Here is a 21,171-nt window from a genome sequence, read left to right on the forward strand (position 1 = left end):
CATGCCAATCACTTCAAGACACAGCGCCCGCGACCGAGTACTTGATGCGGCAACTGAACTCTTCGCCACACATGGTTTTCAGTCTATTGGCTTGCGCGATCTGGCGAGCTACGTGGGTCTGCAAGCAGGATCGCTCTACCATCACATCGAAAACAAACAGGCTTTGTTGTTCGAACTGATCGAGTCAGCCTTATCGGACTTGTTACTGGACACCACGCGCCGAATGAAAGGAGCACGCAGCCCTGAAAAGCGCCTGTTGCGCTTCATCCAGGCCTTCGTTTCTTTCAGTTTTAACGAAAGGCACAGACTGACCCTGATGACCCGCGAGTTTTCCAACCTCAATGACGAACAACAGCAGCATATCCTCCAGCTGAAAGACAGATATTCGTCCGTTCTAAGCGCCATCATCACTGACCCACTCGGCGAGAAAAACAAACCTTCGGCAGGTACCTGCCCGACCACCAGCGCGGTCATTGTCATTCTGTTTGGACAGTCACAGTGGTATGGCACTCAAACAACCGAAGTGCAATTGACAGAAACGCTCACAAATCTTGCTACTTGCATCATTGCCAGTAGCAAGAAAACGCAAGTGACCATAACGCAGCAGCGTTGACCTATCCTGCTCCAGAGCAAGGTAAAAAACCTCAAACGTGGGAGAATCCTATCCTTACCCCATGGTTTGCCGTAGGCTCGATACCGATCCGAAGGCAAAATATGAAACCTCGCACACGGCTGTTAATTGTTTCCCAATGCGCAAACTTCTGTACCTGACATTGTCCATGGCGTTACTCGCCGCTATTACGACCTACGCCATGTGGGCCGCGGATCGTCCGGTGGGCCACTACCTCTCCGATCTTCGGATCAGTCTCGCGGTCGATCAAGGTACGCCCTCTGATCGCGGCAATCTGCTGGGCATCCAGCCCGAGCTGTTTCCCACCGACTATCAAAGCCCCGAGCGCCTGCATCGCAAACTCGCAGCCTACCTGCACTCTGCCCGGGACCAGGGTTTGTTGAACAACAAGACCATCGTCGTGCTGCCGGAGCATGTCGGCACCTGGCTGATGATCAGCGGTGAGAAGGATGAGCTGTATCAAGCCCCCACCCTCAAAGAAGCCATGAACTGGCTGGCGGTGAGCAATCCCGTCAAATTTGTCCGCGCCCTGATCAGCGCCGAAGGCGGAAGCCGACTGGACGATGCTCATCTGCGCATGAAGGCCAAGGTAATGGCCAGAGACTACCAGGCATTGTTCGGAGGACTGGCCAGGGAATTCCACGTGACGCTGGTAGCGGGTTCGATTGTATTGCCCGAACCGAGCATCATCGACGGCGCCCTGAAAATCGGCCACGGCGCGCTCTACAACACCAGTGTGGTGTTCAACAGCGAAGGCCTGCCGATGGGCCAGCCTCAGCGCCAAATGCACCCGGTGTTCGCCGGGCAGGATGGGGTCAAGGCGAATGGCGAGCATTCGCTTAACGTTGTCGACACACCGGCCGGGCGCCTGGGCGTGCTGATCGGACGTGACAGCTGGTATCCGGAAAACTACCGCAAGCTCGATGACCAGAACGTCCAGCTCGTCGCGGTTCCGGCGTTTGTCGCCGGCCGCGGCACCTGGGAACAACCGTTTCAGGGTGACCGAAATTCACCGAAGCCAACGTCAGGCGGCCTCAATGCCGCAGAACTCAGCGAAGGCCAGGCCTGGGAGCGCCTGACCCTGACCGGCCAGATGCCAGCCAGTCAGGCCGTCGCCGGCATGAGTGTGTTCCTGCGCGGTCAGTTCTGGGATCAGGGCAGCGCCGGCCATAGCTTCCTCAGCCGCAACGGCCAGCACTTTGCCGACGGCAACGCCCAAGGTGCGCGCTTGCTGAACCTCTGGCTGTAACCCATGAAACCTCAGCCGATGCGTCTTGGTGATCTGTCCGTAGGTTTTGTTCATAGCCTGGCCGACGCCGTGCGCAGCCATGGAATCGACCCGCAGCCGCTACTTGAACAGTATGGCCTCGACACGGCGCGTCTGAGCGAAGCGGGAGCGCGTCTATCGATCCCGCGCTACATGCGCTTGGGACACGCAGCCATACAACTCACCGGCAACCCGGCACTGGGCTTGCGCATGGGTCAACTCAGCCGCTTGAGCCAACTAGGGCTTGCCGGGGTCACCGCCGCCCAGGCGCCCACGGTCCGTGAGGCGGCCCGTTACCTGATTCGCTTCGAGGCCTTGTACGGTTCCAACTATCGCGGTCAATCCAGTTTTCACGAAGACGCCCGGGGCGCCTGGCTGCGTTTCTATTCGATCAGCCCCTACAACGCGTACAACCGCTTCGTCGTGGACTCGATCATTGCTGGCTGGTTGCAGCATTTATCCTGCATAAGCCCTGCCCCGCTTAGCGCAGAACGCATCGAGATAGAGTTCGAAGAACCTGAATACCGCGCAGCCTATGACGTTTTGGGTGATGGCCCGATCCAGTTTGGCAGCGAACACAATCAGCTACGGCTGAGTCTGGCAAGCCTCGCCCAGCGCAACCCCGAGCATTGCCCAAGCACCTGGCGGCATCTGCTGCAATTGTGTGAACGGGAGCTGGAACAACTGACACACACCCGCAGCCTGCGTGAACGCATCATCGCGTTGCTGGGGCCTTTGCTCAGTGGTGGCCGGGAACCCGACCTCGAAGAAGTGGCGGCACGCCTGAAGCTGCCCACCTGGACCTTGCGCCGCAAACTGGCCGAGGAAGGCACGCAGTTTCGCGCAATTCTCAACGACACCCGCCGTGACCTGGCCATGACCTACATACGCGACACCGAACTGGCGTTCGGAGAAATCGCCTACCTGCTGGGCTTTGCCTCAGCCGAAGCGTTTCAACGCGCCTTCAAACGCTGGAACGGGCAGACACCCGGCGAGTTTCGCCGCAGCCATCGCCAGTCCGTCTGACGCTTACAACTCGGTGGCGTCTTCCGCTGGTTCCAATGGGTCCAGTTCAAACGCCTGATATTCAAGCAGCTCTTCTTGATAATCGTCCATTCTTGAAGCCCCCGACGCGTATTGAAAACGCCTGAATTAATGACCAGTCCCTTGAGCATAAAGTGCCTGCGTGAAAGAAAAATGACGCAGACACGACACTCCGTCGCTACAGAATAAAACGTAGCAGCTGATCAGAAATTTATCATTGGCTTTTTTGCGGCAGGCCTCAGAACAGTGGCCTGGCTTGATACGGGTCAATCTTTCCAGCAATCACAGGACCGGGTCATCCGAACCGGTCCTGTAACGTCACGCTCACTGGCTGGAAGCAGGCATCACCGGAATGGGTTCACTCGGCGGCGGCATGTCGCTCGGGTTCGAGACTGGCGTGATGGTTTCTGTGGACGGGGCAGGCTCAACACGCTCGACCGGCGTTATCGGCGCTGCTTCAGCGGGCGGGGCCACCGTTTCAGAGGCTGCTGGCGTCGCTTCAACCGGCGCAGGTGCAGCGGGAGCCGGCTCGGCAACAGGAGCCGCCGGTGCGGGTGCCAGCGGAGCCGGTGTTGCCTTGGCCTCAGGCATGCCCAAGGGATCGGTTTTCGGTTGTTCGGGAATGTGCGCGGCCTTCTTGGCTTCCGGCGGCAGGAACAGCTCAACCAACGCAAAGAAGCGCTCGTAGAACTTGGCGGAAGATACGGTTTCGCTGGCGACCTTGACCATCGAATCGTCCGACGAGCCAATCGGCATCGACACCGAGCCCAGCACACCCACGCCCAAGCTCGCGGAGTTGTTGGTCTTCTTCAGCGCATAACGGTCCTGCAACGCATTGGCGAACATGGTGGCGTGATGCCCTTTGCTGCCGTCATCCGCGCACACCACGCTGAAGCTGATCTCCATGTGATTCTCGCCGGTCTGCTGGAAGCTCTTGTGCCCGCTGATCAGCTTCGGATCATTGCTGGTGATGATGTAGCCCTGGCTGAGCAACGCGCGACGAGCGGCTTCGCAGGTCTGCACATCAGTCACCGGATAGTTGCGCGAAAACGTTCCGGAATCGTCGAAGTTCTCATGCTCGTAGATAGCGGCCTTGTCCGAGGAACAACCGGCCACCGCGGCCAGCATCGCCACCAGCCCGGCAACACGCATGGGAAATGATTTAAACATTGAACATCCTGAGGAAAACGGTTCGGGGCATATTGTGCAACAGATCGATGCATAGCGGAGCATCGATCGTGTCTTAAAAGAGTTACAGGTGGATTGACCCCGTTTACGATGAAACGTCACCCCGCTAAATGACATACGGCCAAACAAAAAACCCCGACCTATTGGGCCGGGGTTCTCTGTGCAACGCAAAACTCAGTCAGGCATCAGAACCGCTTGATGTCCGCCTCGCTTTCGAGCTGCTTGCGGTAAGCCGCAAAGTCTTGCTGGCCGATGCGAGAAGCGAGGTAGCGACGATACTGCGCTTTCTCTTCCTCTGTCGGCGCTGCCGCTTCGTTCACGCCATTGAGGCGCACGATCATCAAGCTGCCGTCAGCCAGCGTCACGCTGGTGAAGGTCGGCTTGTCTTTGGCAGCAGGCTTCGGCATACGGAACAGCGCCTGCAACACAGCCGGGTCAACCCCTTCCTGAGCGCGGGTCGCCGCTTCCGTGACTTTCCAGTTCTGACCATCGACCGCCTGGTTGAGCGGCGTCTTGCCCTCACGCAGGCTGACGATCAACTGCTCAGCCTTGGTCTTGGCAGCAGCACTTGCGTGCTCCTTGGTCAGTTGCACACGGATGCTGGCAGAGACGTTTTCCAGCGGCAACTGCGAAGGCTTCAGGTGCTCCTTGGCGCGCAGCACGATCACGGTTTCCGGATCGAGCTCAATCGCGGTGCTGTTGGCGCCCTCCTCCAGAACTTCCTGGCTGAAGGCTGCGGTGATCACGGCACGGTTAGCCGCAATGCCTTCGCCGCCTTCACGACCGAACGGCGCGGAAGTGTGAACGGTCAGCTTCAGGTCCTGTGCAGGCTGGGCCAGGTCGGACGCTTCGAAGGCGGCGTCTTCCAGCTGTTTGCTCGCTTCAACGAAACGCTGCTCGACCTGCTGGGTTTTCAGCGCTCGGGTCAGCTTGTCTTTCAGGCTGGCAAACGTTGGCACTTCAGGCGCTTCGACACCCAGCAGCTTGATCAGGTGGAAACCGTAGTCGGTGCGAACCGGCTCGGACACCTGATCCTTGGTCAACGAATACAAGGCTTTTTCGAACACAGGATCGTAAACGCCAGGACCGGCAAAACCCAGGTCACCGCCGTTGTTAGCCGAACCCGGATCCTGGGAGAATTCCTTGGCCAGCGCCTCGAACTTCTCACCTTTGGCCAGACGCGCCTGGATCTCGTCGATCTTGGCCTTGGCTTGCGCCTCGGTCATCTTGTCGTTCACTTCGATCAGAATGTGCGCAGCCCGACGTTGTTCGGACAGGTTCGCGGTTTCTTTCTGATAAGCCGCTTGCAGGTCTTCGTCGCTGACGCTGACCTGATCAAAGAAGGACGCCTTCTTCAACTCGAGGTAATCGATGACTACCTGATCCGGCGTCATGAATTCCTTGGCGTGCTCGTCGTAGTAGGCCTTGACCTCATCGTCGGTCAGCTTTACTGCCGCTGGGTCCGCCTTGATGTTCAGCGAGGCGAAATCGCGGGTCTGTTTTTCCAGACGGGCAAAAGCCAGTACCTGCGCGTCGGTGACGAAACCGCTACCGGCCAGGCCTGCACGCAGCTGGCCAATCAGCATTTCCTGAGCCAGCATCTGGCGGAATTGCATGCGGCTGTAACCAAGCTGACGAATCACCTGATCGAAACGCTCGGAGTTGAACTTGCCATCCACCTGAAACTCAGGGGTTTGCAGCATGACCTGATCCAGAGCCGCTTCGGAAAAAGCGAACTTCGAGTTTTCTGCGCCTTGCAGCAACAGTTTGCGATCGATCAGGCCCTTGAGAGCCGAATCGCGCAGCATTTTCTCGTCAAGCAAGGAAGCGTCGAAATCTTTGCCCAGCTGTTGCATGAGCTGGCGGCGTTGCATATCGACCGCCTGGCTCAGCTCGTTCTGGCTGATTTCTTCACCATTGACCTTCGCCGCTTCATTCGTGTTCGTCGTGGCTTGAAAAATGGCATCGACACCAGTCAAAGCCATCAGTGCAACGATGACCCCGATAATGGTCTTGGCAATCCAGCCTTGTGAATTGTCCCTGATATTCTGCAGCATGCGTCCCCCAGAAACGGTTGAACTTCAAAATTAGGCAACCGTGGAGCGTGGGTAGAATCCGGATAGAAGAAAGGCGCATCCGAGGATGCGCCTTCTCGTAACTGGCGGAGCGGATCGAGGGCGGCTTGAACTCATGGCCCTCGGCGTCTGTAGCCGGCGACCTGCCGTCTGGACTGCCGCTCCGCTGCCAAGTCAGGCATGACCCCGACCCGGATGGGTAAAAACCTGAATCGAACTTAGTTGACAGCTTCTTTCAGTGCTTTACCGGCTTTGAAACCTGGTTTTTTGGCTGCTGCGATTTCCAGCGTCTTACCGGTCTGTGGGTTACGACCAATGCGAGCTGGACGATCAGTTACGGAGAAAGTACCGAAACCAACCAGAACAACAGAGTCACCAGCCTTGAGAGCGCCAGTGACGGATTCGATTACAGCGTCCAGCGCACGGCCAGCAGCAGCTTTCGGGATATCAGCGGATGCAGCGATAGCATCAATCAGTTCCGACTTGTTCACTCTAAGTCCCCTTATATCTATTTGAGTATGATTCTAAGTTTTTTTGGTGAAAGCAAAACGAGTGCTGAATGGCCTACAGACACTTAAGAGCCGCTTTATAACAAGGGCTCTAAAAAACTGTCAAGGAAGCCCCCCAGGCAAATACGTACTAATGCGTGCTAATTCTTTCCTTGGAATCCGCGTCGCGTTTCTCATCCTTCGCGACTATCTCCGGAGCCACATCCGGCAAGGGCTCCGGCGCGTATTGCAGCGCAATTTGCAGGACCTCGTCAATCCATTTAACCGGTTTAATCTGTAGATCCTGCTTGATATTGTCCGGAATCTCTTTGAGATCACGCACGTTCTCTTCAGGAATGATCACAGTCTTGATTCCGCCACGGTGAGCGGCCAGCAGTTTTTCTTTCAAACCGCCAATCGCCAGCACCTGACCACGCAAGGTGATTTCGCCGGTCATGGCGACATCGGCGCGAACCGGAATGCCGGTCAACGCCGACACCAGGGCCGTGCACATGCCCACGCCCGCGCTCGGGCCGTCCTTCGGAGTCGCCCCTTCCGGCATGTGGATATGCGTGTCGCGCTTCTCATGGAAGTCCACAGGAATCCCCAGGCTCTTCGCCCGGCTACGGACAACGGTCAAGGCAGCCGTGATCGATTCGACCATGACGTCACCCAGGGAGCCGGTCTTGATCAATTGGCCCTTGCCGGGAACGACTGCGGCCTCGATGGTCAGCAGTTCGCCGCCCACTTGCGTCCACGCCAGGCCAGTCACCTGACCGATCTGATCCTGCTGCTCAGCCAGGCCGTAGCGGAATTTACGCACGCCCAGGAAGTGTTCCAGCATGTCGGCCGTGACCTTCACCGAGAAGCGTTTTTCCAACGCATGCTCTTTGACGGTTTTGCGGCAAACCTTGGCGATCTGGCGCTCCAGCCCCCGTACACCGGCTTCGCGGGTGTAGTAGCGGATGATGTCGCGAATCGCGTCGGCGTCGAATTCCAGCTCGCCTTTCTTCAAGCCGTTGGCAGTAATCTGCTTCGGCGAAAGGTATTTGACGGCGATGTTGATCTTCTCGTCTTCCGTGTAGCCCGGCAGACGAATCACTTCCATCCGGTCCAGCAGCGCCGGCGGAATGTTCATGGAGTTCGAGGTGCAAAGGAACATCACATCGGACAGGTCGTAATCGACTTCCAGATAGTGATCGTTGAAGTTGTGGTTCTGCTCCGGATCGAGCACTTCCAGCAACGCCGACGCTGGATCGCCACGCATGTCGCTGCCCATTTTGTCGATTTCATCGAGCAGGAACAGCGGGTTGCGAACGCCCACTTTTGTCATCTTTTGAATCAATCTACCTGGCATCGAACCGATGTAAGTACGGCGATGACCACGAATTTCAGCCTCGTCACGCACACCGCCAAGGGCCATGCGCACGAATTTGCGGTTGGTGGCGTGGGCAATCGACTCCGCCAGAGAAGTTTTACCCACCCCCGGAGGACCGACCAGGCACAACACAGGACCGCGAATTTTCTTCACGCGTTTTTGCACGGCGAGGTATTCGAGGATGCGTTCTTTGACTTCTTCCAGGCCATAGTGGTCCGCGTCGAGGATGTCCTCTGCACGCGCCAGGTCCAGACGGACTTTGCTCTGGGCCTTCCACGGCACCTGAACCAGCCAGTCGATGTACGAGCGCACCACGGTGGCTTCGGCGGACATTGGCGACATTTGCTTGAGCTTGTTCAGCTCGGCCGTTGCCTTGGCCAGCGCGTCTTTCGGCAGGCCAGCGGCATCGATGCGCTTTTTCAGCTCCTCGACTTCGTTGTGACCTTCCTCGCTGTCGCCGAGCTCTTTCTGAATAGCCTTCATCTGCTCGTTCAGGTAGTACTCGCGCTGACTGCGCTCCATTTGTTTTTTGACACGACCGCGAATGCGCTTTTCGACTTGCAGCAGGTCGATCTCGGCATCCAGCAACGCCAGGACGTGCTCGACCCGGGCCGACAAATCGATGATTTCGAGAATTTCCTGCTTCTGTTCGATCTTCAGGGCCATGTGCGCAGCCATGGTGTCCACCAGGCGACCTGGTTCGTCGATGCTGTTGAGCGACGACAGGACTTCAGCCGGGACTTTCTTGCCCAGTTGCACATATTGTTCGAATTGAGACAGCAGGCTGCGAACGAACACTTCCGACTCGCGCTCAGGCGCGTCGACTTCGTCGATCAGGGAGACTTCGGCGCGGCAGTGGCCATCCACTTCGATGAAACGCTCTACAGCGCCCCGCTGCTCACCTTCGACCAGAACCTTGACCGTGCCGTCAGGCAGTTTCAGCAGCTGCAGAACGGTGGCAATGGTGCCGACGCGATAAAGGGCATCTTCACCGGGATCATCGTCAGCCGGGTTTCTCTGGGCCAGCAGAAGAATCTGCTTGTCGCCCGTCATCGCGGCCTCGAGGGCTTCGATGGATTTCTCGCGCCCCACGAACAGCGGGATAACCATGTGCGGATAAACCACGACATCACGCAATGGCAGGAGAGGCAATTCGATGGTTGTCTTCATGATTTCGCCTCTACGGCGGCCATAAGGCCGTAAACAGATGGAAGTAAGCTTGAAACCAAGATGGGGGCTGCTTTGGAAAAAAACAAGCTGATAAAAGTACCAGTTAAAAGAATGCTGCCTGCGGTGGCCCGGGCACGACCGAAAAAGCCGCCTGTCAGGCCGCGATCACAGGCAAAGCCGGCCCCATACGGGGCCCACAATAGCAAAGGGGCCCGAAGGCCCCTTCTTTATTTCAGCTGCGTGACGCTTAAGCGTCTGGCGCGGCCTTGGCAGTCGGCTCACTGTTTTCGTAGATATACAGTGGCTTGGATTTGCCTTCAATTACGCTTTCATCGATCACTACTTTGCTCACCTCGGACTGCGAGGGGATCTCATACATAGTGTCGAGCAATACACCTTCGAGAATCGAGCGCAGGCCACGGGCACCGGTTTTGCGTTCCAGGGCACGTTTGGCGACCGACTTGAGAGCGTCGGAACGGAACTCCAGATCAACGCCTTCCATCTCGAACAGCTTGGCATACTGCTTGGTCAGAGCATTCTTCGGCTCGGTGAGGATCTGCATCAGCGCAGCCTCGTCAAGCTCGTCCAGCGTTGCAAGAACCGGCAGACGACCAACGAATTCAGGGATCAGACCGAACTTGACCAGATCGTCAGGCTCGACTTCACGCAGGGACTCACCAACCTTCTTGCCTTCTTCCTTGCTGCGCACTTCTGCGTTGAAACCGATGCCACCCTTGGTGGAACGGTTTTGAATGACTTTCTCAAGACCAGAGAACGCACCACCGCAGATGAACAGGATATTACGGGTGTCGACCTGCAGGAATTCCTGCTGCGGATGCTTGCGGCCACCTTGAGGCGGTACGGAAGCGACCGTGCCTTCGATCAACTTGAGCAAGGCCTGCTGCACGCCCTCACCGGAAACGTCCCGGGTGATCGACGGGTTGTCAGACTTGCGGGAAATCTTGTCGATTTCGTCGATGTAGACAATACCCATCTGGGCTTTTTCTACGTCGTAATCGCACTTCTGCAGCAGTTTCTGAATGATGTTCTCGACATCTTCACCCACGTAACCCGCCTCGGTGAGGGTGGTTGCGTCGGCGATGGTGAACGGAACGTTCAGCAAACGGGCCAGTGTTTCGGCAAGCAGGGTCTTACCCGAGCCTGTCGGGCCGATCAGCAAAATGTTGCTTTTGCCGAGTTCGACGTCGTCATTCTTTTTGTCACGCTGGTTCAGGCGCTTGTAGTGGTTGTACACCGCTACGGCCAGAACCTTTTTTGCACGCTCCTGACCAATCACGTACTGATCAAGGATGCCGCTGATTTCTTTAGGCGAAGGCAATTTATGCGCGCTGCTTTCGGCCTGGGCTTCCTGCACCTCCTCACGGATGATGTCGTTGCACAGGTCGACGCACTCGTCGCAGATAAAGACCGAGGGGCCGGCAATCAATTTGCGCACTTCATGCTGGCTTTTGCCACAGAAGGAGCAATAGAGCAGCTTGCCGTTGTCCTCGCCGTTGCGGGTGTCAGTCATTCGTTCGATCCAAATCCGATAGGCTTGCAACACAAGATGAAGGCTATTGCGGGCTTTTTCAAGCCCGCTGGTGATCGGACCCGCCGACCAACCTTATTTTGAGCTGCTTAATTTAAGCGGGGCGCTGGGTGATGACTTCATCGATCAGCCCATACTCACGCGCGGCTTCTGCACTCATGAAGTTATCGCGGTTGGTATCGCGCTCGATTTCTTCAAGCGTACGGCCGCTGTGTTTGGCCATCAGCGTGTTGAGACGCTCACGAATGAAGAGGATTTCCTTGGCATGGATTTCGATATCCGATGCCTGCCCCTGGAAGCCGCCCAGTGGCTGGTGAATCATCACACGCGAGTTAGGCAGGCAGAAACGCTTGCCAGGAGCACCGGCCGTCAGCAGGAACGCGCCCATGCTGCACGCCTGACCGATACAGGTGGTCGACACGTTAGGCTTGATGAACTGCATGGTGTCGTAGATCGACATACCCGCCGTCACCGAACCGCCCGGGGAGTTGATATAGAGATGGATGTCCTTGTCCGGGTTTTCCGCTTCAAGGAACAGCAGCTGCGCACAGATCAGGTTGGCCATGTAGTCCTCTACCGGACCAACCAGAAAGATCACTCGCTCCTTGAGGAGACGCGAGTAGATGTCATAGGCGCGCTCGCCACGAGCGGACTGCTCGACAACCATCGGGACCAGGCCGCCTGCGGCCTGGATATCAGAGTTCTGCTGAATATACGAATTACGGAACATGCTCTGCAGTCACTCCCAAATAGTTATGTCTTGAATACGCATAAGCCAGCTCGAGAGCTGGCTTATGGTGTGTGCTTCTTACCGCAAGAAAGATCAGTCGGCTTGTGGTGCTTCTACCGGCTTGACTGCTTCTTCGTAAGAGACCGACTTGTCGGTCACGCTAGCTTTCTGCAGAACAGTATCCACAACTTGCTCTTCCAGCACAACAGAACGAACTTCGTTCAGCTGCTGGTCGTTCTTGTAGTACCAGGACACAACTTGCTCAGGCTCTTGGTAGGCCGAAGCCATTTCCTGAATCATCTCGCGAACGCGGGCTTCGTCAGGCTTGAGGTCGAATTGCTTGACCACTTCAGCCACGATCAGACCCAGCACTACGCGGCGCTTGGCTTGCTCTTCGAACAGCTCGGCCGGCAGTTGGTCAGGCTTGATGTTGCCGCCGAACTGCTGAACAGCCTGCACGCGCAGACGGTCAACTTCGTTGGACAGCAGAGCCTTTGGCACTTCGATCGGGTTGGTGGCCAGCAGACCGTCCATTACCTGATTCTTGACCTTGGATTTGATCGCCTGACGCAGCTCGCGCTCCATGTTCTTGCGAACTTCGGTGCGGAAGCCTTCCAGGCCGGTTTCCTTGATGCCGAATTGAGCGAAGAATTCTTCGTTCAGCTCAGGCAGCTTAGGCTCGGAAACGGTGTTCACGGTTACGGTGAACTCGGCGGTTTTGCCAGCCAGGTCGAGGTTCTGGTAGTCCTCTGGGAAAGTCAGGTTCAGAACGCGTTCTTCACCAGCTTTAGCGCCAACCAGGCCTTCTTCGAAGCCAGGGATCATGCGGCCGGAACCCAGCACCAGCTGAGTGCCCTTGGCGGAACCACCGGCGAACACTTCACCGTCAACCTTGCCGACGAAATCGATGTTCAGCTGGTCTTCGTTCTGGGCAGCGCGATCGGCCACTTCGAAACGGGTGTTCTGCTTGCGCAGGACGTCCAGCATCTTGTCCAGATCGGCGTCAGTCACTTCGGCGCTCAGGCGCTCGACAGTGATGCCTTCGAAACCGGCAACGGTGAACTCAGGGAACACTTCGAATACGGCTACGTATTCCAGGTCCTTGCCAGCTTCCAGGGATTTTGGCTCGATCGACGGCGAACCAGCCGGGTTCAGCTTCTGCTCAACCACAGCTTCGTAGAAAGAAGACTGGATCACGTCGCCTACAGCTTCCTGACGAGCGTCAGCACCGAAACGGCGCTTGATTTCGCTCATTGGCACTTTGCCTGGACGGAAGCCAGCAATCTTGGCCTTTTGGGCGGTCTGCTGCAGACGCTTGTTGACCTGAGTCTCGATGCGCTCAGCCGGCACGGTGACGCTCATGCGGCGCTCAAGAGCAGTAGTATTTTCAACAGAAACTTGCATGGATATTCCTCGTTGCACAGACGTTAGCCGGCCGTTTCCGACCCCAGAATCAAGGGCATGCATTCTAGTGGGTCAAACTCAAGAAGTCACCCTACTGAAAACGGGTAAAAACGCAGCAGGCAATTTATAGGTGCGAATGCACGAATGCACCTCGCCCCGATGGCAATTACAGCCAATCACGCCAGGGCTCTGCGCCACCCCTTCTATATATAGAAGAGACTGCCAATCATCTCCCTGACAGCCGATCTTGCAAGCAAGGCCGGCGGGCAGCGCGGCATCATCGAGAAACATAAATACGACGAAACGCCCCGCCGCTGCGACTCAGAACCTGCAGCCACTAAAACAAAAAAGGCGCCAGACTGTTAAATCTGGCGCCTTTCGGAATATGGGGTGGACGATGGGGATCGAACCCACGACAACGGGAGTCACAATCCCGTGCTCTACCAACTGAGCTACGCCCACCATATTGCATTACAAAGAATGAACGACTTCCTTGTGAAACCCCATTCATGCCAACCGACATGAGCGAAGCTTTATTTGGTGCGGATGAAGAGACTCGAACTCTTACGCCTCGCGGCGCTGGAACCTAAATCCAGTGTGTCTACCAATTCCACCACATCCGCGGATTGAAGCTTTTAAAGCAAAGGCGCCAGACTGTTAATCTGGCGCCTTTCGAAATATGGGGTGGACGATGGGGATCGAACCCACGACAACGGGAGTCACAATCCCGTGCTCTACCAACTGAGCTACGCCCACCATATCGCGTTACTTGTGCCAAAGCTGCCTAATGGCGCACCCGGCAGGACTCGAACCTGCGACCATCCGCTTAGAAGGCGGATGCTCTATCCAGCTGAGCTACGGGCGCCTTGTTAGCTGTAACCTTGAAGGACTACAAACTAAGTGCTTTTCGGTCTTGCAGAACTGTGATTCCGCTCGACCTTCTCAACCAGTGCTAGGCTGTGCCCGACAAGTGCGACGAATAGTATAGAGCGCCCCGGAGGTCGTCAAATCCTTTTTATAAAAAATTCATTTAATTAAAGGGGTTAGAGGAATTTGCAGACCAAGCGCCTTTGCCCTCACCTCATGACATGCGAGAATGCGTTCTCTTTTTTTCCCCTCTCGATGGTTAATCACGCGCAATGACTGCACAACTTATCGACGGCAAATCGATCGCCGCCAGCCTGCGCCAGCAGATCGCCCTACGCGTCACCGAGCGTCGCCAGCAAGGCCTGCGCACACCGGGCCTCGCGGTGATCCTGGTCGGCAGCGATCCTGCCTCTCAGGTTTATGTCTCGCACAAGCGTAAAGACTGTGAAGAGGTCGGCTTCCTTTCTCAAGCTTATGACCTGCCTTCCGAAACCACTCAAGAAGCGCTGACCGATCTGATCGATCGTTTGAACGACGACCCGGCGATCGACGGCGTTCTCCTTCAGCTTCCACTCCCAGAGCATCTGGACGCCTCCAAATTGCTGGAGCGCATTCGTCCAGACAAGGACGTCGACGGCTTCCATCCTTATAACGTCGGTCGCCTGGCCCAGCGCATTCCACTGCTGCGTCCTTGCACCCCTAAAGGCATCATGACCTTGCTGGAAAGCACCGGTGCCGATTTGTACGGGATGAATGCAGTCGTTGTCGGCGCATCCAACATTGTTGGTCGTCCGATGGCGATGGAGCTGTTGCTGGCCGGTTGCACCGTGACCGTCACCCACCGCTTCACCAAGGATCTGGCCGGCCACGTGGGTCGCGCCGATCTGGTCGTGGTCGCGGCCGGCAAACCGGGCCTGGTCAAGGGTGAGTGGATCAAGGAAGGCGCGATCGTGATCGACGTCGGCATCAACCGTCAGGAAGACGGCAAGCTGGTGGGCGATGTGATCTACGAAACCGCCCTGCCCCGCGCAGGCTGGATCACGCCGGTGCCGGGCGGCGTTGGCCCGATGACCCGCGCCTGCCTGCTGGAAAACACGCTGTACGCAGCTGAAACACTGCACAGCTGAGTTGCAGATTGGCATGAAGAGAACCCCGCCCATCGCGGGGTTTTTTTTGCCTGAAAAAAAAGATCGACCATCCGCCGGAAAATGACGTTTTTTTCATGTTTCCAAGGACTTTCACCTGTTAGTTGAACAACCATCGACAGTTATTCAGCCATACTCCAGAATGTCGCGCTTTTGAGAAATAGCCCGTTACAAACGGCTTATCAACACCTTATGAGTCTGCCAGCGTGAAAATCCGCCTCTCTATCCTGAGCCTATTGTTTGCCGTTACAGGGATTCTCATCACGCCAATCGCCAGCGCTGGCGAAACGACCGCGGCGCCGCGGGACAACACACGACTCAAGCTCGCGTCCGGCAGCACTTTGCTGGTGGATTTACAGACCAACAAAGTCATCTATGCCAATAACCCGGACGTGGTGGTACCCATCGCTTCCGTCAGCAAGTTGATGACCGGTCTGGTGGTGGTCGAAGCCCGCCAAAATATGGACGAGTACATCAACATCAACATCAGTGACACCCCGGAAATGAAGGGCGTGTTTTCCCGGGTCAAGCTCAACAGCGAGATGCCACGCCGGGAAATGTTGCTGATTGCGCTGATGTCTTCGGAGAACCGTGCCGCCGCGAGCCTGGCCCACCACTATCCGGGCGGCTACGTAGCGTTTATTGCCGCCATGAACGCCAAGGCAAGGGCACTGGGCATGACCAGCACGCACTTTGTCGAACCGACCGGCCTGTCACCGCGCAACGTGTCCACCGCGCGCGACCTGAGCAAGCTATTGGTCGCCGCGCACAAGCACCCCTTGCTGACAGAGCTGAGCACCACCAAACAAAAAACCGTGTCGTTCCGCAAACCCAATTACAGCCTGGGTTTTCGCAACACCGATCACCTGGTCAACAAGCCGAACTGGAACATCGAACTGACCAAGACCGGTTTTACCAACGCTGCTGGTCACTGCCTGGTGCTGGTGACCCATATGGCTAACCGCCCGGTTGCGCTGGTCATTCTTGACGCATACGGCAAGTACACCCACTTCGCCGATGCCACGCGCATTCGCAAATGGGTCGAAACCGGCAACAGCGCGACGGTGCCGTCCGTAGCGTTGCAGTACAAATCGGACAAAAACCTCAAGCAACGCCAGAGCGGCGTGGTTGAAGCCTCGAAGTAACAACGCGACACGAACCTGTGGTGAGGGAGCCTGCTCCCGCTGGGCTGCGAAGCGGCCCCATGGGACAGCTACGCTGTCCAGCAGAAGCAGGCTCCCTCGCCACAGTTTTTTCTAGCGATTAATCATTAGGCAGCGGCATCTGGTCATCATCCGGAATGCCGTCGCCAGTGCTCGGATCTCGCCATCCCTTTGGATGCTCAGTCGGCACCACCGTTGGCCGCACCAGCGGATCGCGTAACGGGCTGTTCGGGTCCATCACCGGGTCAGGGTCTTGCTCGGGAGTGGTAGGAACCGTTTCCGGACGCTTGTCATCGAAACTCGAATCGGTAGACATACACACCTCCATCAAGTCCGTGGTTTCAGATCGCCAAGGGGATCGTAGGGCTTCGCCGGAACCTTGGAGTTGTCGCCCGGTTTTATATCCCGCGGCGCTTTGGCCGGACCTGTGGGATCGACTTGAGGATCAGCCAGATCCGGAGAGTCGGGGTCGAAACCAAGTTCATCCCCGGAAGACTGTTCAGACGAGTGTGGGCCCTCGGGCGTAGTGGAATGAGCCATGGGCGCCTCCTGATCGTATGGCCCGAAACAATTCGGGCCTGTACAGATCAGAGGTTGTTAACGGGCGCAGGTGCCCGGCAGGTGACGAACGGAGTTACTGTCCGGCCAAGGCTTGTTTAGCTTTGGCGGCTGCCTGTTCCTGACCGGCCTGGGCCAGGTCGTTCGCGGCCTTGAGCCAGCGCTGTTGATCGACCTGGGCCGGGATTTGCGTCGGGCTCTGGATCAAGACCGCCCAACCGCCAGCGTCCTTGAACGCTGATTCGAACGAGCTGAAGCTCATCCGCGTGTTTCGATTCATGCCGGCCCGCAGCAGGACGGTCTGTTTCTGGCGATTGTATCCGGAAAGAATCGCGTAACGAGGCTCGGTCCACATCACAGAGCCTTCCGTGAAGCGCACCATCACCGGATAACCGGCCGCCACCTGGGTCAACAAGGCGGGCAGATTACTGTCGAGTGGATAAACAACCATTCCATATTCACGGGCAAGGTTTTGCATGTTCTGTTGCAGCTGCGCTTCTGCGCCCGGCAAATGCAAAGGCTTATCGAGCAGGCCCGGCGTGATCACGATCCCCTGCTGGGACAACATGCTCGCCAGCACTTGCGGCCCACTCTGGTTCGCGACGCCTTTGTAGAAACGACCACTGAGCTCGACACGCTCCGGCAGGCGTTTGACCTGCGGATCAACGCTCCCCGCACAACCCGCCAGGCTGGCCACGATCAGCGCCACCGATAGCGTTCGAGAAATCACTCGCACCATCATCACTCTCTTATTCAGTTGCCAGGCAATCCCATTCCCGGCTTGGCCGACGATCATAGGGGGCGGCGCGGCGTCGGTATAGCCTTAAACGGTAGTTGAGTGTATTGGATAGAGCGAACTGGTTGGTGGTAGCCGACCTTTGGTCAATAGCCTGAAATACAGCAACGGCTAGACTGTGTTCTAAAGAGCAGAAGCACAGCGAGTGCGCCCGCAGCAGGGCAAAGAGGAGGCACAGATGAGCCTGGCAATGACCATCGTGATGTTGATTTCCGGTTGGCTGGCCGTCGCCGCCGCCATGTTATGGGGGGTTCTGCGAGTTACCCGCCGCCACCATCACCACCCTGTTCAGCCAGCGCCGCTGGCGAAAAACGAAGAATCGCCGGTTTCACACGCCAGCGCACACTGACGATTTTTTAACGGGACACAAACAAAAACGGCCGCCTGTACTCCCTTGGAGTCCAGGCGGCCGTTTCATTTAGCGAGGATCAGGCTTCAGCAGCCAAGCGCTGATGCCGGTTGCGACGCAGTATGTTCAGCACCTCGACTGTCGCCGAGAATGCCATCGCCGCATAGACGTAACCTTTCGGTACGTGGGCCCCGAAGCCTTCGGCGATCAGCGTCATACCGATCATGATCAGGAAGCCCAGGGCCAACATCACCACGGTCGGGTTGTCGTTGATGAACTTGGCCAGCGGATCAGCCGCGAACAACATCACCAGCACCGACACCACCACTGCGATGACCATGATCGGCAAATGCTCGGTCATGCCGACAGCGGTAATAATGCTGTCGATGGAGAACACCATGTCCAGCATCAGGATCTGACCGATCGCCGCAGCAAAACCCAGGGTCACGGTCGATGTCGCCGACTTCGGATCTTCTGGCGCCGGGTCCATGCTGTGATGGATCTCGGAGGTTGCCTTCCACAACAGGAACAGGCCACCGGCAATCAGGATCATGTCCTTCCAGGAGAGCGCATGGCCGAGTATCTCGATCACCGGCGCGGTCAACTGGACGATGAAGGCGATGGTGCTCAGCAAGCCCAGGCGCAGGATCAATGCCATGCCGATACCGATACGGCGTGCCTTCTGCCGATTTTTCAGGGGCAGTTTGTTGGTCAGGATCGAGATGAAGATCAGGTTATCGATGCCAAGCACGATTTCCATCACGATCAGCGTCGACAAAGCGACCCAGGCAGCGGGGCTGGCGGCAAGTTGTAAAAGGTATTCCATGGGTCAGTCCTGACTCGTTGTAAGACGTTTAGATTTCCTGGGAAGAAGATTCGGTTTTTTCCGCATCTTTTTCCGTTGATTCTTTCTTGCTGATCAAACTGCCCGTGGCATCGCTGAGCGCTTGCTCGGCGGCTTTGTGGGTATCGTCAATCGCCTGTTTGGCGCTTTCGGCAGCCTTGCCCATCAATTGTTGAGCGCTTTTCTCGGCCTGGTCGCAACCGGCCAGTACCAGTAAAGACGTAATCAGCAGTGCCGTGGCTTTAACCTTCATGATGTTTTCCTCGATAGAACAAACGAGGCCGAAACGATGGCCCGTTAATAGCGATGCATTCTAGGGGGACAAACACTTCAGGAAAATTCGTATTTTTAGCGGCTATACTTCGGTTTTTACGAATCCAGCGAGCAATCGCTGTATGTAGGGGGAACTCAGCCATGCTCAACTATCGGCAACTGCATTACTTCTGGGTGGTGGCCAAAACCGGCAGCATCGTGCGCGCCTGTGAACAGCTGAACCTCACGCCGCAAACGATCAGCGGGCAGATTTCACTGCTGGAACAGACCTATGGCATCGAGTTGTTTCGCCGGGTTGGTCGGCAACTGGAACTCACCGAGGCCGGTCGGCAGACCCTGCCCTACGCCGAACAAATGTTTCAGCTGGGGGGCGAACTGGAGTTGATGTTGCGCGCCCAACCCAATGAACAGCAAATCCTGTTTCGCGTTGGCGTCGCCGACGTTGTCCCCAAATCCATCGTTTATCGCCTGATCGCACCGACCATGGAACTGAGCGAGCCGCTGCGTATCACCTGCCGCGAAGACAAACTGGAGCGCCTGCTCGCCGACCTGGCGATCCAGCGCCTGGACCTGGTGATTTCCGACAGCCCGATGCCGTCGCACCTGGACATCAAGGGTTATAGCCAGAAGCTGGGGGAATGCGGGATCAGCTTTTTCGCCACTCCGGAACTCGCCGCCCGTTACGGCGAAGATTTCCCGCGTAACCTGCACGGTGCGCCGTTGTTGATCCCCGGTCCGGAAACCGTGGTGCGCAGCCGTTTGCAGCGTTGGTTCGCCGAGCAGCAGATCCAGCCGCAGATTGTCGGTGAGTTCGACGACAGCGCCTTGATGCAGGCCTTCGGCCAATCCGGCAGCGGGATTTTCATTGGCCCGAGCGTGATTGCCGATGAAGTGAAACGCCAATGCGGCGTGGCGGTGATTGGCCAGACCGACGCGGTGACGGAGTCGTTCTACGCCATTTCGGTCGAACGCAAGGTCAAGCACCCCGGCATCGTCGCCATTACCGAAGGTGCCCGACGCCAGTTGTTTACCGAGTTGTGACGTTTCAGGCACAGACTTCGCGAGCTTTGAACGACATCAGCGCAATTGCCAGCAGGATCGAGGCGAGGATAAAACCGGCCGCCGCGAAGCCAAGACCTTGCAGGCCAACGCTGTCGATCACCCGCCCGCCGATCATGGCGCCCAGGCCGATGCCGAAGTTGGCCCCGGCAATGTTCAAGGACGCGGCGAATGCCGGCGCTTCCGGCGCGACTTTCATCAAGCGCACATGGCTGACCAAGAACAGCGCGGCCTGAGTCACGCCCCAGATGCCCATGGCCGCCGCCAGCCCGACGGGCGAATGAATGTTCGGCACCAGCGCCACCAGGCCGGCGATCATGAACGCGCAGAACATCATCGATGCCACCAGCGGGTGACGATCCACCGCGCGACCGCCCAACGAGTTGCCGATCAGCCCGACCGCACCGAAGCCCATCAGGCACCAGCCAACCACCGTGCCATTGAAACCGGCGAGCCGCTCAAGAATATCCGCCAGATAGGTGTACGCGGTGAACATGCCGCTGAACACCACGACCGATAGCAAGATGTGCCCGAGTATCAGCGGGCTGCGCAGGATGCTGAATTGCGAGCGAAAGCTCGCCTGATGCTGGTGCAAGTTGGTTTTCGGCAAATAGATAAACAGCAGCAACGCCTTGGCGAAAGCGATGACCGCCAGAATGCCGAACGCACTGCGCCAGCCGAATGCATCCGAAATCAGCGTGCCCACCGGAATGCCGAACACCGTGGCGCAGACGATGCCGAAGCCGATCTTGGCAACGGCGCGCCCGGCATAGTCCGGCCCAACGATGTCCACCGCCGTCTCGCTGGCCAAGGCCCAGAACACTGGCAGCCCCAGCGCCGGGACCAATCGGGCAAACGCCATCACCCAGATATTCGGTGCCAGCGCCGCGACCGCGTTGGCCATACCGAACAGGATCAACACCGAAATGAACAGCTTGCGCCGCTCGAAGCGGGAGAAATACGCGGTAAGGAACGGCCCGAATGCGGCGACGGTGAAGGCGAACAGGGTCACCAGTAAACCCGCTTGCGGGATGCTGACGTCCAGATCCCGGGCAATCGCCGGCAACAGGCCAACGATGATGAATTCCGTGGTCAGCACCGTAAAACCGGCGGCGGACAACAGAAGAATCGGCAACAGCATGCAGAACTCCAGAAAAAACGACGACACCAGCGATAGCCCGAAGGCCCACTGG

20 protein-coding genes and 5 tRNA genes are annotated in these 21,171 nt (G+C 57.3%); 7 read left to right on the forward strand and 18 right to left on the reverse strand.

Going from position 1 to position 21,171, the window contains the following annotated elements; translation table 11 throughout:
- Position 1 precedes the first annotated feature (1 nt).
- From CKW15_RS16840 to CKW15_RS16850, 3 genes are all read left to right on the forward strand, one after another.
- Positions 2-613 (forward strand): TetR/AcrR family transcriptional regulator, encoded by a 612-nt coding sequence (locus tag CKW15_RS16840; RefSeq protein ID WP_095059646.1) that lies wholly within the window; start codon positions 2-4, stop codon positions 611-613.
- 136 nt (positions 614-749) lie between these two features.
- A complete protein-coding gene (locus CKW15_RS16845) occupies positions 750-1,880 on the forward strand; it encodes a carbon-nitrogen hydrolase family protein (RefSeq protein WP_095059647.1) in 1,131 nt (376 codons plus the stop codon).
- Between the two features lie 3 nt (positions 1,881-1,883).
- Positions 1,884-2,924: an AraC family transcriptional regulator gene (locus CKW15_RS16850; RefSeq protein ID WP_095059648.1), complete on the forward strand. Its 1,041-nt coding sequence runs from the start codon at positions 1,884-1,886 to the stop codon at positions 2,922-2,924.
- 342 nt (positions 2,925-3,266) lie between these two features.
- Here the strand turns inward: CKW15_RS16850 and CKW15_RS16855 are convergent, their stop codons facing one another.
- From CKW15_RS16855 to CKW15_RS16910, 12 genes are all read right to left on the reverse strand, one after another.
- Positions 3,267-4,112 (reverse strand): DUF2242 domain-containing protein, encoded by an 846-nt coding sequence (locus tag CKW15_RS16855; protein ID WP_095059649.1) that lies wholly within the window; start codon positions 4,110-4,112, stop codon positions 3,267-3,269.
- Positions 4,113-4,315: 203 nt separating this feature from the next.
- Positions 4,316-6,187 (reverse strand): SurA N-terminal domain-containing protein, encoded by a 1,872-nt coding sequence (locus CKW15_RS16860; protein WP_095059650.1) that lies wholly within the window; start codon positions 6,185-6,187, stop codon positions 4,316-4,318.
- Positions 6,188-6,289: 102 nt separating this feature from the next.
- Positions 6,290-6,370: transfer RNA gene (locus CKW15_RS16865), tRNA-Leu, on the reverse strand.
- 53 nt (positions 6,371-6,423) lie between these two features.
- Positions 6,424-6,696 carry an HU family DNA-binding protein gene (locus CKW15_RS16870; RefSeq protein ID WP_002552737.1) on the reverse strand — a complete coding sequence of 91 codons (273 nt, stop codon included), beginning with the start codon at positions 6,694-6,696 and terminating at the stop codon, positions 6,424-6,426.
- A 148-nt stretch (positions 6,697-6,844) separates the two neighbouring features.
- The gene (gene lon / locus CKW15_RS16875) at positions 6,845-9,241 is read right to left on the reverse strand and encodes an endopeptidase La (protein ID WP_095059651.1); all 2,397 of its coding nucleotides are present in this window, start codon (positions 9,239-9,241) and stop codon (positions 6,845-6,847) included.
- 247 nt (positions 9,242-9,488) lie between these two features.
- On the reverse strand, positions 9,489-10,772 hold the full coding sequence (gene clpX / locus CKW15_RS16880) for an ATP-dependent Clp protease ATP-binding subunit ClpX (protein WP_007982210.1): 1,284 nt from the start codon (positions 10,770-10,772) through the stop codon (positions 9,489-9,491).
- 112 nt (positions 10,773-10,884) lie between these two features.
- A complete protein-coding gene (gene clpP / locus CKW15_RS16885) occupies positions 10,885-11,520 on the reverse strand; it encodes an ATP-dependent Clp endopeptidase proteolytic subunit ClpP (RefSeq protein ID WP_017339698.1) in 636 nt (211 codons plus the stop codon).
- A 93-nt stretch (positions 11,521-11,613) separates the two neighbouring features.
- Positions 11,614-12,924 carry a trigger factor gene (gene tig, locus CKW15_RS16890; RefSeq protein WP_095059652.1) on the reverse strand — a complete coding sequence of 437 codons (1,311 nt, stop codon included), beginning with the start codon at positions 12,922-12,924 and terminating at the stop codon, positions 11,614-11,616.
- A 386-nt stretch (positions 12,925-13,310) separates the two neighbouring features.
- Positions 13,311-13,386: transfer RNA gene (locus tag CKW15_RS16895), tRNA-His, on the reverse strand.
- A gap of 76 nt (positions 13,387-13,462) precedes the next feature.
- Positions 13,463-13,547, reverse strand: a tRNA-Leu gene (locus CKW15_RS16900).
- A gap of 57 nt (positions 13,548-13,604) precedes the next feature.
- Positions 13,605-13,680 (reverse strand) — tRNA-His (locus CKW15_RS16905).
- Positions 13,681-13,712: 32 nt separating this feature from the next.
- A tRNA-Arg gene (locus CKW15_RS16910) sits at positions 13,713-13,789 on the reverse strand.
- A gap of 274 nt (positions 13,790-14,063) precedes the next feature.
- Between CKW15_RS16910 and folD the strand changes: the two genes are divergently transcribed.
- Together folD and pbpG are read left to right on the forward strand one after the other, a co-directional pair.
- Positions 14,064-14,918, forward strand: a complete 855-nt coding sequence (folD, locus tag CKW15_RS16915; RefSeq protein ID WP_095059653.1) for a bifunctional methylenetetrahydrofolate dehydrogenase/methenyltetrahydrofolate cyclohydrolase FolD — start codon at positions 14,064-14,066, stop codon at positions 14,916-14,918.
- Between the two features lie 224 nt (positions 14,919-15,142).
- Positions 15,143-16,081 carry a D-alanyl-D-alanine endopeptidase gene (pbpG, locus tag CKW15_RS16920; RefSeq protein ID WP_095059654.1) on the forward strand — a complete coding sequence of 313 codons (939 nt, stop codon included), beginning with the start codon at positions 15,143-15,145 and terminating at the stop codon, positions 16,079-16,081.
- Positions 16,082-16,199: 118 nt separating this feature from the next.
- Here pbpG and CKW15_RS16925 read toward each other — a convergent pair whose 3' ends face one another.
- The 3 genes from CKW15_RS16925 to CKW15_RS16935 all read right to left on the reverse strand — a co-directional run bounded on the left by CKW15_RS16925 (position 16,200) and on the right by CKW15_RS16935 (position 17,453).
- The gene (locus CKW15_RS16925; protein WP_095059655.1) at positions 16,200-16,415 is read right to left on the reverse strand and encodes a hypothetical protein; all 216 of its coding nucleotides are present in this window, start codon (positions 16,413-16,415) and stop codon (positions 16,200-16,202) included.
- An 11-nt stretch (positions 16,416-16,426) separates the two neighbouring features.
- On the reverse strand, positions 16,427-16,639 hold the full coding sequence (locus CKW15_RS16930; protein WP_095059656.1) for a DUF6021 family protein: 213 nt from the start codon (positions 16,637-16,639) through the stop codon (positions 16,427-16,429).
- A 94-nt stretch (positions 16,640-16,733) separates the two neighbouring features.
- Positions 16,734-17,453 (reverse strand): peptidase C39 family protein, encoded by a 720-nt coding sequence (locus tag CKW15_RS16935; RefSeq protein WP_095059657.1) that lies wholly within the window; start codon positions 17,451-17,453, stop codon positions 16,734-16,736.
- Between the two features lie 178 nt (positions 17,454-17,631).
- Here CKW15_RS16935 and CKW15_RS28500 point away from each other — a divergent pair, with 178 nt between their 5' ends.
- A complete protein-coding gene (locus CKW15_RS28500) occupies positions 17,632-17,802 on the forward strand; it encodes a hypothetical protein (protein ID WP_177408841.1) in 171 nt (56 codons plus the stop codon).
- A gap of 79 nt (positions 17,803-17,881) precedes the next feature.
- Here the strand turns inward: CKW15_RS28500 and CKW15_RS16940 are convergent, their stop codons facing one another.
- Both CKW15_RS16940 and CKW15_RS16945 read right to left on the reverse strand, forming a co-directional pair.
- Positions 17,882-18,628 carry a TerC family protein gene (locus CKW15_RS16940; RefSeq protein ID WP_095059658.1) on the reverse strand — a complete coding sequence of 249 codons (747 nt, stop codon included), beginning with the start codon at positions 18,626-18,628 and terminating at the stop codon, positions 17,882-17,884.
- A gap of 28 nt (positions 18,629-18,656) precedes the next feature.
- Positions 18,657-18,899 (reverse strand): hypothetical protein, encoded by a 243-nt coding sequence (locus CKW15_RS16945; protein WP_095059659.1) that lies wholly within the window; start codon positions 18,897-18,899, stop codon positions 18,657-18,659.
- Positions 18,900-19,060: 161 nt separating this feature from the next.
- Between CKW15_RS16945 and nhaR the strand changes: the two genes are divergently transcribed.
- A complete protein-coding gene (gene nhaR, locus CKW15_RS16950) occupies positions 19,061-19,960 on the forward strand; it encodes a transcriptional activator NhaR (protein ID WP_095059660.1) in 900 nt (299 codons plus the stop codon).
- A 4-nt stretch (positions 19,961-19,964) separates the two neighbouring features.
- Here the strand turns inward: nhaR and CKW15_RS16955 are convergent, their stop codons facing one another.
- Positions 19,965-21,119, reverse strand: coding sequence for an MFS transporter (locus CKW15_RS16955; RefSeq protein WP_095059661.1), 1,155 nt, complete (start codon positions 21,117-21,119; stop codon positions 19,965-19,967).
- Between the last annotated feature and the right edge of the window lie 52 nt (positions 21,120-21,171).

The sequence above is a fragment of the Pseudomonas sp. Irchel s3b5 genome, from assembly GCF_900187435.1.
Lineage (GTDB): Bacteria > Pseudomonadota > Gammaproteobacteria > Pseudomonadales > Pseudomonadaceae > Aquipseudomonas.

Coding starts and splice junctions, on each gene's coding strand:
- CKW15_RS16840 (WP_095059646.1), top strand. CDS start 2: ATGCCAATCACTTCAAGACACAGCGCCCGCGACCGAGTACTTGATGCG.
- CKW15_RS16845 (WP_095059647.1), top strand. CDS start 750: ATGCGCAAACTTCTGTACCTGACATTGTCCATGGCGTTACTCGCCGCT.
- CKW15_RS16850 (WP_095059648.1), top strand. CDS start 1,884: ATGAAACCTCAGCCGATGCGTCTTGGTGATCTGTCCGTAGGTTTTGTT.
- CKW15_RS16855 (WP_095059649.1), bottom strand. CDS start 4,112: ATGTTTAAATCATTTCCCATGCGTGTTGCCGGGCTGGTGGCGATGCTG.
- CKW15_RS16860 (WP_095059650.1), bottom strand. CDS start 6,187: ATGCTGCAGAATATCAGGGACAATTCACAAGGCTGGATTGCCAAGACC.
- lon (WP_095059651.1), bottom strand. CDS start 9,241: ATGAAGACAACCATCGAATTGCCTCTCCTGCCATTGCGTGATGTCGTG.
- clpX (WP_007982210.1), bottom strand. CDS start 10,772: ATGACTGACACCCGCAACGGCGAGGACAACGGCAAGCTGCTCTATTGC.
- clpP (WP_017339698.1), bottom strand. CDS start 11,520: ATGTTCCGTAATTCGTATATTCAGCAGAACTCTGATATCCAGGCCGCA.
- tig (WP_095059652.1), bottom strand. CDS start 12,924: ATGCAAGTTTCTGTTGAAAATACTACTGCTCTTGAGCGCCGCATGAGC.
- folD (WP_095059653.1), top strand. CDS start 14,064: ATGACTGCACAACTTATCGACGGCAAATCGATCGCCGCCAGCCTGCGC.
- CKW15_RS16925 (WP_095059655.1), bottom strand. CDS start 16,415: ATGTCTACCGATTCGAGTTTCGATGACAAGCGTCCGGAAACGGTTCCT.
- CKW15_RS16930 (WP_095059656.1), bottom strand. CDS start 16,639: ATGGCTCATTCCACTACGCCCGAGGGCCCACACTCGTCTGAACAGTCT.
- CKW15_RS16935 (WP_095059657.1), bottom strand. CDS start 17,453: ATGATCGTCGGCCAAGCCGGGAATGGGATTGCCTGGCAACTGAATAAG.
- CKW15_RS28500 (WP_177408841.1), top strand. CDS start 17,632: ATGAGCCTGGCAATGACCATCGTGATGTTGATTTCCGGTTGGCTGGCC.
- CKW15_RS16940 (WP_095059658.1), bottom strand. CDS start 18,628: ATGGAATACCTTTTACAACTTGCCGCCAGCCCCGCTGCCTGGGTCGCT.
- CKW15_RS16945 (WP_095059659.1), bottom strand. CDS start 18,899: ATGAAGGTTAAAGCCACGGCACTGCTGATTACGTCTTTACTGGTACTG.
- nhaR (WP_095059660.1), top strand. CDS start 19,061: ATGCTCAACTATCGGCAACTGCATTACTTCTGGGTGGTGGCCAAAACC.
- CKW15_RS16955 (WP_095059661.1), bottom strand. CDS start 21,119: ATGCTGTTGCCGATTCTTCTGTTGTCCGCCGCCGGTTTTACGGTGCTG.